Source organism: Emergencia timonensis (genome assembly GCF_900086585.1).
Lineage (GTDB): Bacteria > Bacillota > Clostridia > Peptostreptococcales > Anaerovoracaceae > Senimuribacter > Senimuribacter timonensis.
On the sequence record NZ_FLKM01000009.1, the window covers coordinates 172,220 to 187,172 of the forward strand.

Genomic DNA, 14,953 nt, shown 5'->3' on the forward strand with positions numbered 1-14,953 from the left:
AGTGATCGTGGAGGGGCGGCAAAACATGCCGCTCCTTTCCTTTATGGAGGTATCCAATGGAAAATCTGAAAACCATGGAGGGCAAGATCAAAGCCATCCTGAAAAAAGACGAGGAAACCAGGGATGATGATATGCTGCTCTACCTGAAGGTGTGCAATGCCTATCTGAAAGATGCCGGGGCGATGCCTCTGGCTGAGGTCATGACGCAGTACAAATATCTTGGCTTGCCGAGTTTTGAGAGCGTATGCAGGATACGGAGAAAACTTCAGGCAAAGCACCCGGAGCTTGCTGGGAGCAGCCATGTGCGCCGTGTCCGTGCCAAAGGAGAAAAAGATTATCGCAGCTATGCGAAAGAATCGTGAGGTCTGCCTATGAATGAAGAAAAGCGCATCAATGCCGGTTATGAGATCATGGAAAGCTGTACCATCGGGAGTACGGAATTGGTGATCGGCCATAACCCGAAAGCCTCGAATCCGTATGTCTGCTGGTATTGCAAAAACGGAACGGATTATTTCTGGGGCTGCTATGTCAATGAACTTTCTGCGGCGAGGGAGAAACTGAATGAGCGGTATCAGACGGAATGCCGTCTGCCTTACAACAACCCTTCTTCCCCAAAGCAGAAAAGCGGTGATGACCGTGAACGGTAAAAAGAAGAAATATGACTGTACGACCTGCCCCTATCCCCGATATAAGGACAGGTCAATGATTTTCTGCGATGTCTGTATCCGAAAAATCTTAGACGAGCAGAACAGGAAAAAACAAAGAAAGGATGATGCTGATGAATGACGAGAAAAGGATGATCGGCAACTATGCTGTGGAACAGAGTATCCACATCGGAAAGAAAGAAGTTGTTTTCTGTGTCGATAAACGGGCGGAACATCCCTATGTAGTCTGCTACTGCGATTACAATAATCCGTTTTCCGCACCATGGCCAACCGACGCCGTAGGCACAGAGGATTATCTGGAAGCTATGCAGATTTTTTGTGATCGTGTGCAGACACAGATCGAACAGACACGAGCCGAACAGGAAAAATTCAAGTTTAACCCTACCCCCTTTACAGTCGCTGACTGTATTCCTGACATGAGGAATAAAAGCATTGTGGGCAAGGTGGTTGTGATCAATGCAGAACCGAAGCGATACGAATATCAGCACGCTGCTTACCAGCTTGTACTTGCGGAAGGCGGAAACGGTGCCACCGGCGGCAGAGGTCAGGCAGTCTTTGGTACCTGCCTTGCTACCGGCGAGCATAGCCGCTGGGAACGGTATGATGTCCTTGGTGAGATCAAGCCGGAGCGTATGCCCCAATGGGCCAAGGATGCCTTGAAAACTATCCAGAAAGAGCAAAAAGCGAAACACAGCCGGGAGGAACGTTGATATGGAAATCAGACCATTAACTGCGGCTGAACAAAATTATGTGTATTCACAGAGTTCTCAAATCAGCGGACAGACCGGCAATATTGGCCATTTGCGGGGCGATTTTGCTGACTCTGGATATGGTTTCTATACCATATGGTTTGATACCAGACCGCAATGGAAATCAGAAGAATTTAAGAATGAGCTTGATGAAGTAGTGAATACCCTGCGGGAAAATCACGGATTATTGCATAACCGATATGATATGAAGGCTTTCGCAAAGAGCTATCCTTCAAGTGCTTTGCAGGGAAATTACTGCACAGAATATGGGTTTCGGATGGACACGGAGAAATATGCCTTTTTATTCCGGTGCAATCCGACAAAGGGTGACTATAACTTCTATTGGTACTGTTATGTGAAAGAATGGCTGGACAGACATATGGAGAAAGCAGCACAAGGGATTCGATTTATTGATCCGCATTACAAAGAATTGTTCCGTATTCCTGACGGAGGGAAAATTATTCTTCATTTATCATGGGGCGAAACTGCGGAACGTTCCTGCCGCTTTATTGATGAATACCATACAGAGATCGACGGAAATATCTATCACATTTGTGAATTTGCCGAGCGTATGGAAAGAAACGGCCACACTTATGAACCCAAACCCCAGGAACCACCACATAAAACCGTCAGGCATAAAGAATATGAACGATAAGGAGGATAGATAATGGCGATCAACCAGAAAGCGGTCAAAGTCATCAATAAGATTCTGGACGCTGGTTTTACCGATGAAAAAGCAATCTCCGCCATGACGATGGACGATATTCTCTCTATCCAGGGCATTACCGTGGCGGATATTGCGCTCATCAATGAATTGCAGAAAAGCATAAAAGCAAACAGGGTGATTTCCTTTTTGACGGAGAGGACAAGGAATAATCCTGAAAATCAATAAGGAGGTGGAAATGAAATGGCTGCAAAGTATCAGCTGATTACCGAGCTGTATCGGCGCACAGAAATTGCGGTAGCTAAGAACCCGCAGACATGGCAGAACTTTCTTGCCGCTGCCTGCCGGAATTACAAATGCCGCTTTGACGAACAGCTCTTAATCTTTGCCCAGCGCCCGGATGCGGTTGCCGTGGCACAGCTTGAAACCTGGAACAAACAGTTCCGGCGCTGGGTAAATAAAGACAGCAAAGGGATTGCGGTATTTGACCCCAAAGGCCGCAGGAATACCCTGAAATATTACTTTGATGTGTCAGACACACACGAAGGTTATTACGGCAGCCGTCCTGTTCCGATATGGCAGATGGAAACCCGATACGAGCAGCCTGTGATGGAACGGCTTTCTGACAGGTTTGGAGAACTGGAAAGTACCGATCTTGCCTCTGCCCTGATGGAAACAGCGAAAAATGCCGTGGAAGATCATCTGCAGGACTATCTTTCACAGCTCAAAGATGTGACAGCGGACAGTTTCTTAGAAGAACTGGACGATTTGAATATTGAGGTCATGTACCAGCGGCTGGCCGTAAACAGTGTGGCATTTATGCTGGTCAGCCGCTGTGGTCTGGATACGGGCGAATACTTTGAACGTGAGGATTTTCAGGACATTGTGAACTTTAATACCCCTGCCACTATTAACGCCCTTGGTATTGCAACAAGTGACATTGCGGAAATGGCACTCCGGGAAATCTCACAAACGATCCGGGATGTGCAGGTGGCAGAAAAAACACAATCCCGCACCTTTGCGCAGGAAACACAATCTTCGTATGATAGAAGCAGAAAACAACCCGAAAGGAGCAATAATCATGGAGAACATCACATATACCCGTCAGGGGGATTATCTTATTCCCGACCTGACATTACCGACAGAGCCAGAACTTCCGCTTGGCAGATACGCATTGATGCACCGGGATTATCTGGAGCAGCACAAGAGAGTGACCTATCTCAACCTTCTGACACAGGGCAGGCTGAACGAGCATCTGTACCAGACGGAACAGACAGCGCTCCAGAGGCTGGAGCTTCTGACGAAGCAGCTGTCAGCCGAGCAGGGCGTGACGGAGGAACTGAAAGAGAAAGCACCGATGCAGTGGGTGGGAATGATGAACAACATTCGCAGTCAGGCGGAGGAGCTGATCCTGAACGAGCTGATCTACCGCTAAGCACAGCCAATGAAGAAGAAGTCATAGCCAATCTTCCTACCGTAGAGGAACAAATCGAACAGATTGCAGAAGCAGAGGACGAAAAATCCTCTGCTTTTTCTGTTTCACAGGAAGATATTGACTCTGTCCTGGTAAGAGGAAGCGGCTTTGAAAATGGCAAGTACCGTATCTACCGTCAATTTCAGAAGCATGAGGATAAGAAAGCCAACATTGCCTTTCTTAAAAATGAGTACGGCACCGGCGGCGGTACGCACAGTTATCCCGATGGGACACAGGGCGGGACATGGCATGACAGTAAAGGGATCGGAATTGAAAAGCATGGTTCCTATACCAACCCCGACCTTGTACTTTCGTGGTCAAAAGTAGAAAAACGGATCAGGGAACTGATTCAAAATGACCGCTATTTCAATGCCAAGGAAAAAGACCACTATCCTGAATTCCTGGAAAGTGTGGAAGCTCCCCAGTATGAAATTGATGCACAGCGGAAAATGGCAAGGCAGCGTTTTATTGATGCTCACCGTGAGCTTCCGCCTGCGGATAAGAGAGATACCCTTTCTTTGCGGCTGTCTGATTTTATCCGTGATCTGGATCATTACGAAAAGGATCTGCTCAAAGAAGTGGATCGTGCCGATCTTGCCGATGTTCCTGCCGAACAGATGGAGCAGCTTCTTTCAGAGCCTGCCACTGTCCAGCAGCTGCTTGATTTTCTGACGAAAGTGCAGAGGCAGACTGTCAGCGTTTACAGCCGGAGCAATGCATGGCGCTTTTCCCAGGAACTTCTGGAACTTCACCCTGTCCGCTACCTCTATCACGAGGGAGATACGGTGTATCTGGGAGCAGATAAATATGAAGTATCTGCCTTTGATGAAACTGCTGTATCCCTTCAAAATCCTGAATTTCCCCTGTTCGGGAAAGAAATGAGCCGGACGGATTTTGAAGAAAAGCTCCGTGAAAATCCTGCCAATGACCACCTGAAGGTCATCATTACAGAAATGCAGGACAAGGAAACACCTGCCGAAACAAAGCCTGACCGTCTGGTATTTTCTATTGGCTTTTCAGAACACCCCGCCTTTTATGACCGGGAACTGAAGGATCGATACACCGACCTGAGCTTTGCCCTTGGCAATTATCTTCTGGGTGTTTTGGACGAGAAGCAGCACCGGGAAAGACAGGCGGAAGAAAATCATGTTGGATGGTATCACAAGACCGATTTTGAGATTACGGCCACTATCGGCGGCGAGGATTTTCACTATGAGGGACGCTTTGACATTGGAGATGGCGAGGGCGATCTGATTGCCCATATCAAAAACTTCTATGAATACTCCCTTTCCCCCAACTGTCCATTTATTCCCGAATGGAAGAAACAGGGCGAGGATTTCTATCGTGAGAAACTAGAGAGCCTGCAATGGGGACGAGATGTATTCCTTCCCTATCTGGAACAGCATAAGACGCTGACGCCAGAGGACGAGAAGCTCTTTGCGGAAATCATGTCAACCGAAAATGACTGGTTCCGTGTCCCGGAGGACAAGAATACAAGCCTTGCCGGGCGTTTGGTGGACTTCATTGAGGAAGTTGATCCATATGAGTATCAGGACACCTTGGAAGTTGGAGAAACCAAAGAGGATGCTATTCAGAAAATCGAGGCAGATTTAGCTGATCCGGCGCATGTGCAAAGTTATGTGGAACAGCTGACGCAGTGGCAGGAAGAATTGGAGGATGAAGAACAAAAAGAGATCTGCAGACAGCTTATTGCTGAATTGCAGCCCATTGCCAGACAGGAAGAAAAAGAACAAGATGGAGTTTCACAGGATTCTTCCGACCTGATCGGTAAGGAAATCGTGATCGACAACCGAAGATACCGGATTGAACGTGTAGGAGAAATCAGCGGTGATGTGTCTATGCGTGACATCACGTTCCAGAACCATGTTGGTTTCCCGATCAATCGTGTGGAAAAAATCAGTTATATCCGCAGGCTTTTGGAGCAGCCACAGCCAGAGCTTTCCTCGGAAGAACACACAGACAAATCCGCTGCGCCTTCTTCTGACCGGCACAATTATCGGATTACGGAAGATACTTTAGGTGTCGGCGGTGCAAAAGAAAAATTCAGAAACAACATGGCAGCCATCCATCTGCTCCATGAGCTGGAACTGGAAAATCGTCTTGCTACACCCGAAGAACAGGAAGTCCTTGCCCGTTATGTTGGCTGGGGCGGCCTATCCATGGCCTTTGACGAGAACAATGCTGCCTGGGCAGAAGAATTTAAGGAGCTGAACGCCAGCCTCTCCCCGGAAGAATACCGGGCAGCTATGGAGTCCACTCTGACAGCGTTCTATACCCCGCCGGTTGTCATCAAAGCCATGTACGAAGCACTTGACCATATGGGATTTTCCGGCGGTACGATTTTGGAACCGTCCTGCGGAACCGGCAATTTCTTTGGCCTGATCCCGGATGGTATGGCAGGCTCAACGCTTCACGGTGTAGAAATCGACTCTCTTACGGGAAGAATTGCAAAGCAGCTTTACCAGAAAGCCAGCATTGCCATTGAGGGATTTGAGCAGACGAGGCTTCCCGATGACCACTTTGATGTCGTTGTCGGCAATGTGCCGTTTGGCGATTTTAAGGTCAATGACAGCCGTTACAACGCCCAGAAATTCCTGATCCACGATTATTTCTTTGCGAAAGCATTGGATAAAGTCCGCAGCGGCGGCGTAGTGGCCTTTATCACTTCCAAGGGAACGATGGACAAAACAAGCCCGGAGGTGCGGAAATATATCGCACAAAGGGCGGAACTTTTAGGAGCCATCCGCCTGCCGAACAATACGTTCCGTGCCAATGCAGGGACAGAAGTCACCAGTGACATCCTCTTTTTGCAAAAGCGTGACCGCATTGCAGATGTGGAACCGGATTGGGTACACCTGGATACCGATGAGAACGGGATCACGATGAACCGCTATTTTGTACAGCACCCGGAAATGATCCTGGGCGAAATGAAAATGGAAAGTACCCGTTTTGGTTTTGACTCTGTCTGTAAGGCATACAAAGACATTCCACTTGCAGACCTGTTAAGCAAAGCTGTCCAGAACATTCAGGGAGAAATCCCGGAGTATGAAAAAGGGATTGATGAAATCTCGGATGAGCCGGACGCTTCTGTTCCTGCCGACACAAATGTGCGCAATTTTTCCTTTACCATGGTGGATGGAAAAGTCTACTTCCGGGAAAATGACCGCATGACCCCGGCCACAGTATCTATGACCGCAGAGAGCCGCATCAAGGGATTGATCCAGATCCGTGACTGTGTCAGAAAGCTCATCGAGTATCAGACGGAGGATTATCCAGAAGAAATGATACGCACCGAACAGGAAAACCTGAACCGGCTGTACGATGCGTTTTCCCAAAAATACGGGCTGATCAACAGCCGTGGCAACTATCTGGCCTTTGCATCAGACGAAAGCTACTTCCTGTTATGCTCTTTGGAAGTGCTGGATGATGAGGGCAATTTCAAACGAAAAGCAGATATGTTCACGAAGCGGACGATCAAGCCCCACCGGGAAGTTACTTCTGTGGAAACGGCCAGTGAAGCCCTTGCCCTTTCGATTGGGGAAAAAGCGCTTGTTGACCTGCCTTATATGGAGCAGCTTACAGGCAAACCCCAGGAGGAACTGGTACAGGATTTGCAGGGCGTGATCTTCCGTATCCCTGTTTCGGAACCGGCAAAATATGTGACTGCTGACGAATATCTGTCCGGCAATGTGCGGACAAAACTTTTAAGCGCACAGGCTGCGGCAAAGGAAGATCCAGCGTATGAAATCAATGTAGAAGCCTTAAAGCAGGTGATCCCCAAAGACCTGTCAGCGGCAGAAATCTCCGTCCGTCTGGGTACCACCTGGATACCGCAGGAGGATATTCAGCGGTTTGTTATGGAGCTTCTTACCCCTTCCAGCTATGCGGCAGGAAGAATCCGAGTGCGCTACACCCCAATGAATGGCGACTGGTTTATTGAAAATAAGAGCTCCGATTTCGGAAATGTCAAGGCGGACAGCACCTATGGTACAAAAAGGGCTTCCGCCTATCGTATTATTGAGGACACCTTAAACCTGCGTGATACCCGTATTTTTGATTATGTGTATGATGAAAACGGAAATAAAAAAGCCGTATTCAATGCCAAAGAAACCACGGCAGCGCAGGCAAAGCAGGAAGCAATCAAACAGGCATTTCAGGATTGGATCTGGAAAGACCCGGCACGCAGGAGCCGACTGGTGCGGTATTACAACGACACGTTCAATTCCGTCCGCCCCCGTGAGTATGACGGAAGCCATATCGTATTTGGCGGTATCAGCCCGGAGATCACACTCCGGCCCCATCAGGTCAATGCCATTGCCCATATCCTGTATGGCGGCAACACACTCCTTGCCCACAAGGTGGGCGCAGGAAAGACCTTTGAAATGGTTGCTGCGGCACAGGAAAGCAAACGCCTTGGATTATGCAATAAGTCGATGTTCGTTGTTCCCAATCATCTTGTGGGGCAATGGGCTTCCGAGTATCTCAGGCTGTACCCAAGTGCCAATATCCTTGTAACCCGCAGGCAGGATTTTGAGACGGGCAACCGGAAAAAGTTCTGTTCCCGCATTGCCACCGGCGATTACGATGCGGTCATTATCGGGCATAGTCAGTTTGAGAAAATCCCTATGAGTATTGAGCGGCAGAGAGAACAGCTTCAGCGCCAGCTCGATGACATTGAGCGTGGGATTGATGATGTGAAGGCAAGCAAAGGCGAACAGTTCACGGTCAAGCAGCTGATGAAAACCAGAAAGGCGATTCAGGCAAAACTGGATAAGCTCAATGACACCAAGCGAAAGGATACAGTTATTGATTTTGAACAGCTCGGCATCGACAGGCTCTTTATTGATGAGAGCCATTTTTATAAGAACCTGTATCTTTATACCAAGATGCGAAATGTAGGCGGGATCGCCCAGACGGAAGCCCAGAAATCCAGCGACCTTTTTATGAAGTGCCGCTATCTGGATGAAATCACAGGCAACCGGGGAACGATCTTTGCCACGGGAACCCCGATCAGCAACTCCATGGTCGAGCTGTATTCGGTACAGCGCTACTTGCAGTATGATGCGCTTTTACGGAATGGTTTGCAGCATTTTGACAGCTGGGCATCCACCTTTGGTGAGACAGTCACCGCTCTGGAGCTGGCTCCGGAGGGAACCAATTACCGGGCGAAAACCCGCTTTGCCAAGTTTTTCAACCTGCCGGAGCTGATGCTGATGTTCCGGGAGGTGGCGGATATTCAAACCGCCGATATGCTGAAGCTCCCTGTTCCGACGGTCAAGTACCACAACATCAAGACCAAGCCAAGTGAAATCCAGACGGAACTGGTCGCTTCTCTTGCCAAACGAGCAGAAAAAGTCCGTGCAAGGCTTGTGGAGCCGAATGTGGACAACATGCTCAAGATTACCAACGATGGTCGAAAACTTGCCCTTGACCAGAGGATGATCGACCCCATGTTGCCGGATGATCCCAACAGCAAGGTGAATGCCTGTGTGGACAACGTGTATCGTATTTGGGAAGAATATGCGGATACGAAAGCAACCCAGCTGGTGTTCTGCGACCTGTCTACCCCGAAAAATGACGGGACTTTTAATGTCTATGATGACATCCGGGAAAAGCTGATCGCCCGTGGCATCCCTGCCGAACAGATACGGTTTATCCATGAAGCTACCAGTGACGCACAGAAAAAGGAACTGTTTGCAAAGGTCAGAAGCGGCGAAGTCCGTGTGCTGCTGGGTTCAACCCCTAAGATGGGCGCAGGTACCAATGTACAGGACAGACTCATTGCCATTCATAATCTGGATTGCCCGTGGCGTCCATCCGATCTGGAACAGCGCCAGGGACGTATTGAGCGCCAGGGAAACATGTTCCCGGAAGTTCAGGTTTACCGTTATGTGACGGAGCAGACCTTTGATGCTTATCTCTATCAGCTGGTGGAATCGAAGCAGAAATTTATCTCCCAGATCATGACCAGCAAAAGTCCTGTCCGCTCTGCGGAAGATGTGGATGAGGTGGCCCTTTCCTTTGCGGAAGTCAAAATGCTTGCCACAGGGGACGAGCGTTTCAAGGAAAAAATGGACTTAGACATTCAGGTTTCCAAGCTCAAAGTGCTGAAACAAAGCTATCTATCCGAGCATTACGACCTTGAGGACAGGATACTGAAATATTTCCCGCAGACCATTAAGGAATGTGAACAGCGGATTGTCTGCTATGAAGCCGATGCTTCCCTTGCCCGGCAGCATCAGCCGCAGGGTGAAGAAAAGTTCTGTCCGATGACCGTAAAAGGAATCACTTATACGGAGAAAGCAGCCGCAGGAGAGATGCTTCTTGCGGTTTGTAAAGAATATCCGATGGCAGAGCCTGCGGAAATCGGCAGCTATCGTGGGTTCAAACTGGAAGTTTTCTATGATACCTTCAATGCCCATTACTGTTTATATCTTTGCGGAAAGGCAAAGCACAAAGTAGATTTAGGTACTGATCCACTGGGTAACCTGACCCGAATTGAAAATGAGCTTGCGAAAATTCCTGCAAAACTGGAAGCCGCAAAAATCAAAAAAGCAGAAACGATGGAACAGCTTGAAACCGCTAAAATTGAGGTGGAAAAGCCGTTTGGCTTTGAAGATGAACTGAAAGAGAAATCAGAACGGCTCAATGCCCTCAACATCGAGCTGAATTTAGATCAGAAAGATCCCGCTGTGCTTGATGCAGAGCCGGAGCAAAGTGAGGAACCGCCCGAAAGAAAATGCGCAAGCCGGGAGAGATAAATTCCCTTTTTGCACATTTGTATTGCATAAATATGGGCAGTATAATAAGTGTAGAATTGAAACTATCGGAGGTGAGAGCGGTGTCTGACGAGTTCAGATTTGAAACCTTTGTAGATACCCACAGCAATATCTTTCGTGAATATCTAAGCTCCGTGATTGCGAAACTGCCGGAAAGCAATGAGGACTACCGTGCCATTCAGGAACAGATGGAAGCGATATTTCAACAATATCCCAAAGTGCTGGAGGCTGTTGATACCGAAACCGCAGCGGAATTATCCCAGCAGGAATGTGCGGCTCTGATCAAGGTTATGGAGCTAAGAAACAATCTTACAGATATTGAAATGCAGACGGTTTACTTCCGTGGCTGCTACGATAGCGTTGGGTATCTGAAAAAAGCAGGAATTTTATAACAGTCTGATTGAAAAAGGCGATATTGGCAAGGAGCTGATATCGTCTTTTACATATAGGAGCATATAGATATAAGTTATAGAAAAAATATCAGAAAATTGCTATAATTATAAAAATGGGAAGGAGGTAAAATATGGTTAATAATGTGTTTATTCAGTGTAATGCTTGTAAAATGAGGATAAACCTTCGCATTCAGATGGGATTATTTGATATTCCCTTTCATGTTCATTGCCCTAAGTGTCATTCAACAATATCTGGAAAAGTTTTTGTAGAAGATAATAATATCAATGTAGAGAATGCTGATATTATAAAATGTGATGATAAGGAATTTTATTCAGTTGAATTATCAGCAGAATTCCCTACCAGAAAAGCAATTCACAAAAAAATAGATGAAATTGAATTATCTCCATATATGCGAAATTTTTTTCTTTATGGAGGCGAAGAAAAGGCAATAGAGGAAACGCAAAAAACCATGGATTTTGCTAATTTTGTTAAGTCTGGCTTGAGTGAGATGAAACAAAATTTTGAATTGTTTTGGAATGACCAAGATAGGATACTTTTTGAAAGGGTTACGAATACGATTAAACAGTACCCTTACATTCCCTTTTCAGAAGTAAAGAACAATTTTGATGCGGCAGTAGCTTTGCACCAGCTTTTACTAACCACAACAGGCATATCAATTATTATCGGAAAAGATACTTTAGGCGAATATACAAAAATAGGGAAATTAGTAATTGGGGATAGAAGTCGTTTTAACCAGATTAGTGCATTTATTGACAGTGGCAAGGTTGATTTAAATACTATTGAAAAAAAGGGCTTTAAACTAATTGAGTTATTTGCTAAAGTATACGAGCAATTGATTCCCGTAATAGCTCTTAAAAATGGAGATTGCCTTGGAAATGTTGATAAAAATCAGCTGGGTATCATGACCGCTAATTTCGATGAGCTGACAGATTTTTATGCCAAGAGTTATGAATGGATATTTGATAATCTTAAATTGATTTTAGGTCTGAATAACATTTTTGTTCGGAATGATTCAACAAAGTGTGTAAATGGTAAGTTATACCAAGATTTTATTAAGGAATCTAATGGGAATAAACTGAAAAATGGGTATATAGACGAAAAAGAACCATTTAGCAAACCTATTAATAGTTTGAATAATCGAGTTAGAAACGCTATTCAACATTTTGATAGTGATATTGACTATGAAACACAATTGATTACTTTTAATGACAGAAACAAGTCTGTTGATTTGTATTTAATAGACTTTGCGGATTTATGTATAGAAAATTTCCGCATAATGTTTTATGTGTTAGAGTTAGTATATAATTTAAGAAAAGTCGATTTTATACAAAGGGGGATTGCTCCAAGCTTTGTTGCAAGTAAAATAAGAATGGATGAGCAACAGCACAAAAAAAAGAAAATCGGAAGAAACGAACCTTGTCCTTGTGGTAGTGGAAAAAAATACAAACGCTGTTGTGGTAAATAATAGGATTTTATGTATTAGGAGATATAAGTGTGGATTATGATTTCAAATGGATTCGTCCCAATATGTCATTATATCATATAGATAAAAACTGCCCATTTCCAATAACATTATTAAACAGTGGCGATTTGGCAGATGATTTTAATAAATATGCAGAAGATTTTTTTTATGCGGCAGAGAGCGTAATTCATTATTTGGGTGAAGAAGCAGCTGAAAGAGGTGATATAGCAAAACTTGATTTGTGGTATTTTGCTATGGTTTATTTGTACAGGCAAAGCATAGAACTTCTTTTGAAAGCAAATATATTTAAGCTTGTTATATCTGACCAAGATAGAAAGCGAATCATTGGAGATGTTCGTCACGACCTCAAGCAAGGGTATGATAAACTATTGCAATTAAAAAATTTAGAAGAAACAAATAATGCCAATGCTAATTGGTTACGGAAATATTTAGCGGATATTTCTCGTATTGATAAAGAATCAGATATGTTTCGATACCCTTTCGGTAATAACTTAAATGTATTATTCGATAGGCAGACCCACATTTCTTTGGTAGCAACTCATGATAATATGAACAAAGCTTATAATGTTTTAAGTGAGATGTATAAAACAGGATGCTTTTCAGAACAAGAATACGAGGCATACTCCCCAAAACTAATTATTGAGGGAGGACATTATTATCAGCAAAGTGTTGTAGGCTATAAATTTGCCCAACATTCTTTTTATCCCTATTATTCGTCGTATGAAAAAGTAGGAAATTTTTTGAGAGAAAAGATCTTGAATGACAATAAAAAAGAATTATTCATGCCAATGTGCTATATGTATCGCAATGCAGTTGAGCTTGGGTTAAAAAGGATAATTATTGAAGACAGCCACATAGATAGGACAAGAGCATTAAAAATACTGCAACGGAAAAAGCATAGCATTCTGGGACTTTGGAATAGTATTGTTGATGAAGTTGACAAATATTCAAATGCACCAAACGATGATACAACATTAAATGATACAACAAAGTATATTCAGGCATTTCATGATTTTGATCAAAGTTCTGATTTGTTTAGGTATCCATGCAATAAAAAGTTACAGATATACTTTTCGAAAGAAAGGACATTAGATATAGAAAATGTATCATCCTGCTTTGTGGAATTATGTAATTTCCTGGATGCTGTTGACAGTATGTTAAGTGCAATTAAGGATTATGAAGCAGAAATGGCAAGTTACTACGATTATTAGATGAGATTTTTACATAGCCGAGAGGTTTTCATTACGAAAATCCCTCGGCTTTTTCTATTTCAGGAGGTGATTGTATTGAATGAAAAGTAACAGATCCTATGTACAGCTTGACCCTGCTGTGATTGAGCAGGCACGGCAGATGGACTTGCTTTCCTACTTGCAGAGGTATGAACCAGACAATCTGAAGCATGTGGCGAGGAATGTTTACTGTACCAGAGAACACGACAGTCTGAAGATTTCCAATGGCAAATGGTACTGGTGGTCAAGAGGTTTTGGCGGTGTTTCTGCCCTGGACTATCTGATCAAAGTCAAGGAATACAGCTTTGTAGAAGCCGTGGAAGCTCTGGCAGGTATTACCGCAAGTTGGAGTCCGCCGCCTGTTTCTGCACCCAAAGAGGAACCCAAGGTGCTTCTTCTGCCACCCAGGAATAAAAACTGTGACCGAGTGACCCAGTATCTTTTCGGACGTGGCATTGATTTTCAGATCATTCAGGAGTGCATTGCAGACGGTACGATTTATGAAAGTGCCAGGTATCACAATGTTGTTTTTATCGGCAAGGATGAAAGCGGAACCCCTAAGTATGCAGCCTATCGTGGTACGATGGCCAGCTCCTTTAAGGGCGATGCATCGGGAAGTGACAAGCGGTACTCTTTTCGCCTTCTGGCAAGAGAGCCTTGCCAGTCGGTGCATCTGTTTGAAGCAGCCATTGATTTACTCTCCTATGCGACCCTGCTCAAATGTGAAGGTAAGGACTACAAAAAAGAAAATCTGCTTTCTCTTTCGGGTGTATATCAGCCAAAGAAAGAGATAAAAGACAGCAAAATCCCCATTGCCCTCTCCACTTTTTTGAAGGTAAATCCACAAGTAAAGACCATTTTTCTGCATCTGGACAATGACAAAACAGGCAGGCTCTGTACTGCCGCCTTAAAAGAATTGTTGCAGAAAGACTACCAGATCGTTGATGATCCCCCGCCTGTTGGCAAGGATTTCAACGATTTTTTATTGTCCTATTTAGGAATTGCAAGGCCAAATCGGAGCCATGAAAGGAGGGATGCCCGTTGATTGTCCACTGATTTGCAGAAGGAAACACCACGGCATTGAAATTAAATTGAACAAAGAAAGCGAGGAAAATTCATTGAAAAAATTTAAGGTTACTCTGACTGGACACTATCAAAAGACCATTTCCGTTTATGCGGAAACCCCGGAACAGGTAAAAGAAAAGACAGAAACCATCCTGTTTGACACTGACCTGATCGACTTTTCGGATGAGGATTTCATTGGCGGTGAAGCTGTCGTCACCGTAGACCGGGAGGACGGTCTTGAAGAATCGGTCGAGGAAGAAACGGATGAGGACGACTGCTGTTCGGGCTGCCCGTACTTCTGTTCCGTTTGCGGAGAATGTGTGTACGAGGACGAGTGCGAAGAGTGATGTCTTACCAAGCACTGAATTTGGTTATCCAGAAATCTTCTGGATGCCAAATTCGCTTGTTAG

12 protein-coding genes are annotated in these 14,953 nt (G+C 45.0%); all 12 read left to right on the plus strand.

The genetic code is table 11. The features are described 5' to 3' along the window. The first annotated feature begins 56 nt into the window (after positions 1–56). The 12 genes from BN6539_RS11715 to BN6539_RS11765 all read left to right on the plus strand — a co-directional run bounded on the left by BN6539_RS11715 (position 57) and on the right by BN6539_RS11765 (position 14,890). The gene (locus BN6539_RS11715) at positions 57–362 is read left to right on the plus strand and encodes a hypothetical protein (protein ID WP_002607887.1); all 306 of its coding nucleotides are present in this window, start codon (positions 57–59) and stop codon (positions 360–362) included. Positions 363–371: 9 nt separating this feature from the next. Beyond that, positions 372–647: a hypothetical protein gene (locus BN6539_RS11720; RefSeq protein WP_055151459.1), complete on the plus strand. Its 276-nt coding sequence runs from the start codon at positions 372–374 to the stop codon at positions 645–647. Positions 648–778: 131 nt separating this feature from the next. Next, the gene (locus tag BN6539_RS11725) at positions 779–1,375 is read left to right on the plus strand and encodes a hypothetical protein (protein ID WP_002607885.1); all 597 of its coding nucleotides are present in this window, start codon (positions 779–781) and stop codon (positions 1,373–1,375) included. A gap of 1 nt (position 1,376) precedes the next feature. After that, the gene (locus tag BN6539_RS11730; RefSeq protein ID WP_067538602.1) at positions 1,377–2,069 is read left to right on the plus strand and encodes a hypothetical protein; all 693 of its coding nucleotides are present in this window, start codon (positions 1,377–1,379) and stop codon (positions 2,067–2,069) included. A gap of 12 nt (positions 2,070–2,081) precedes the next feature. Then, on the plus strand, positions 2,082–2,306 hold the full coding sequence (locus BN6539_RS11735; protein WP_003433202.1) for a hypothetical protein: 225 nt from the start codon (positions 2,082–2,084) through the stop codon (positions 2,304–2,306). Between the two features lie 853 nt (positions 2,307–3,159). Further along, positions 3,160–3,513: a TnpV protein gene (locus BN6539_RS23440; RefSeq protein WP_074038158.1), complete on the plus strand. Its 354-nt coding sequence runs from the start codon at positions 3,160–3,162 to the stop codon at positions 3,511–3,513. Positions 3,514–4,505: 992 nt separating this feature from the next. Next, positions 4,506–10,334, plus strand: a complete 5,829-nt coding sequence (locus BN6539_RS22125) for an LPD25 domain-containing protein (protein ID WP_242857535.1) — start codon at positions 4,506–4,508, stop codon at positions 10,332–10,334. 32 nt (positions 10,335–10,366) lie between these two features. Further along, the gene (locus BN6539_RS11745; RefSeq protein WP_003433204.1) at positions 10,367–10,744 is read left to right on the plus strand and encodes a DUF6664 family protein; all 378 of its coding nucleotides are present in this window, start codon (positions 10,367–10,369) and stop codon (positions 10,742–10,744) included. 131 nt (positions 10,745–10,875) lie between these two features. Beyond that, the gene (locus tag BN6539_RS23445; protein ID WP_003433205.1) at positions 10,876–12,231 is read left to right on the plus strand and encodes a YecA family protein; all 1,356 of its coding nucleotides are present in this window, start codon (positions 10,876–10,878) and stop codon (positions 12,229–12,231) included. Positions 12,232–12,260: 29 nt separating this feature from the next. After that, positions 12,261–13,460, plus strand: a complete 1,200-nt coding sequence (locus BN6539_RS11755) for a hypothetical protein (protein ID WP_003433206.1) — start codon at positions 12,261–12,263, stop codon at positions 13,458–13,460. 79 nt (positions 13,461–13,539) lie between these two features. Next, positions 13,540–14,523 carry a DUF3991 and TOPRIM domain-containing protein gene (locus BN6539_RS11760; RefSeq protein ID WP_003433207.1) on the plus strand — a complete coding sequence of 328 codons (984 nt, stop codon included), beginning with the start codon at positions 13,540–13,542 and terminating at the stop codon, positions 14,521–14,523. Positions 14,524–14,596: 73 nt separating this feature from the next. Continuing rightward, positions 14,597–14,890 (plus strand): hypothetical protein, encoded by a 294-nt coding sequence (locus BN6539_RS11765; protein ID WP_002607879.1) that lies wholly within the window; start codon positions 14,597–14,599, stop codon positions 14,888–14,890. The last annotated feature ends 63 nt before the right edge of the window (positions 14,891–14,953 follow it).

Bases quoted from the DNA above. Each gene is read 5' to 3' on its own strand.
- BN6539_RS22125 (WP_242857535.1), top strand. From the start codon at position 4,506: ATGCAGGACAAGGAAACACCTGCCGAAACAAAGCCTGACCGTCTGGTA.
- BN6539_RS11745 (WP_003433204.1), top strand. From the start codon at position 10,367: ATGGGCAGTATAATAAGTGTAGAATTGAAACTATCGGAGGTGAGAGCG.
- BN6539_RS11760 (WP_003433207.1), top strand. From the start codon at position 13,540: ATGAAAAGTAACAGATCCTATGTACAGCTTGACCCTGCTGTGATTGAG.
- BN6539_RS11715 (WP_002607887.1), top strand. From the start codon at position 57: ATGGAAAATCTGAAAACCATGGAGGGCAAGATCAAAGCCATCCTGAAA.
- BN6539_RS11735 (WP_003433202.1), top strand. From the start codon at position 2,082: ATGGCGATCAACCAGAAAGCGGTCAAAGTCATCAATAAGATTCTGGAC.
- BN6539_RS23445 (WP_003433205.1), top strand. From the start codon at position 10,876: ATGGTTAATAATGTGTTTATTCAGTGTAATGCTTGTAAAATGAGGATA.
- BN6539_RS11730 (WP_067538602.1), top strand. From the start codon at position 1,377: ATGGAAATCAGACCATTAACTGCGGCTGAACAAAATTATGTGTATTCA.
- BN6539_RS11725 (WP_002607885.1), top strand. From the start codon at position 779: ATGAATGACGAGAAAAGGATGATCGGCAACTATGCTGTGGAACAGAGT.
- BN6539_RS11720 (WP_055151459.1), top strand. From the start codon at position 372: ATGAATGAAGAAAAGCGCATCAATGCCGGTTATGAGATCATGGAAAGC.
- BN6539_RS23440 (WP_074038158.1), top strand. From the start codon at position 3,160: ATGGAGAACATCACATATACCCGTCAGGGGGATTATCTTATTCCCGAC.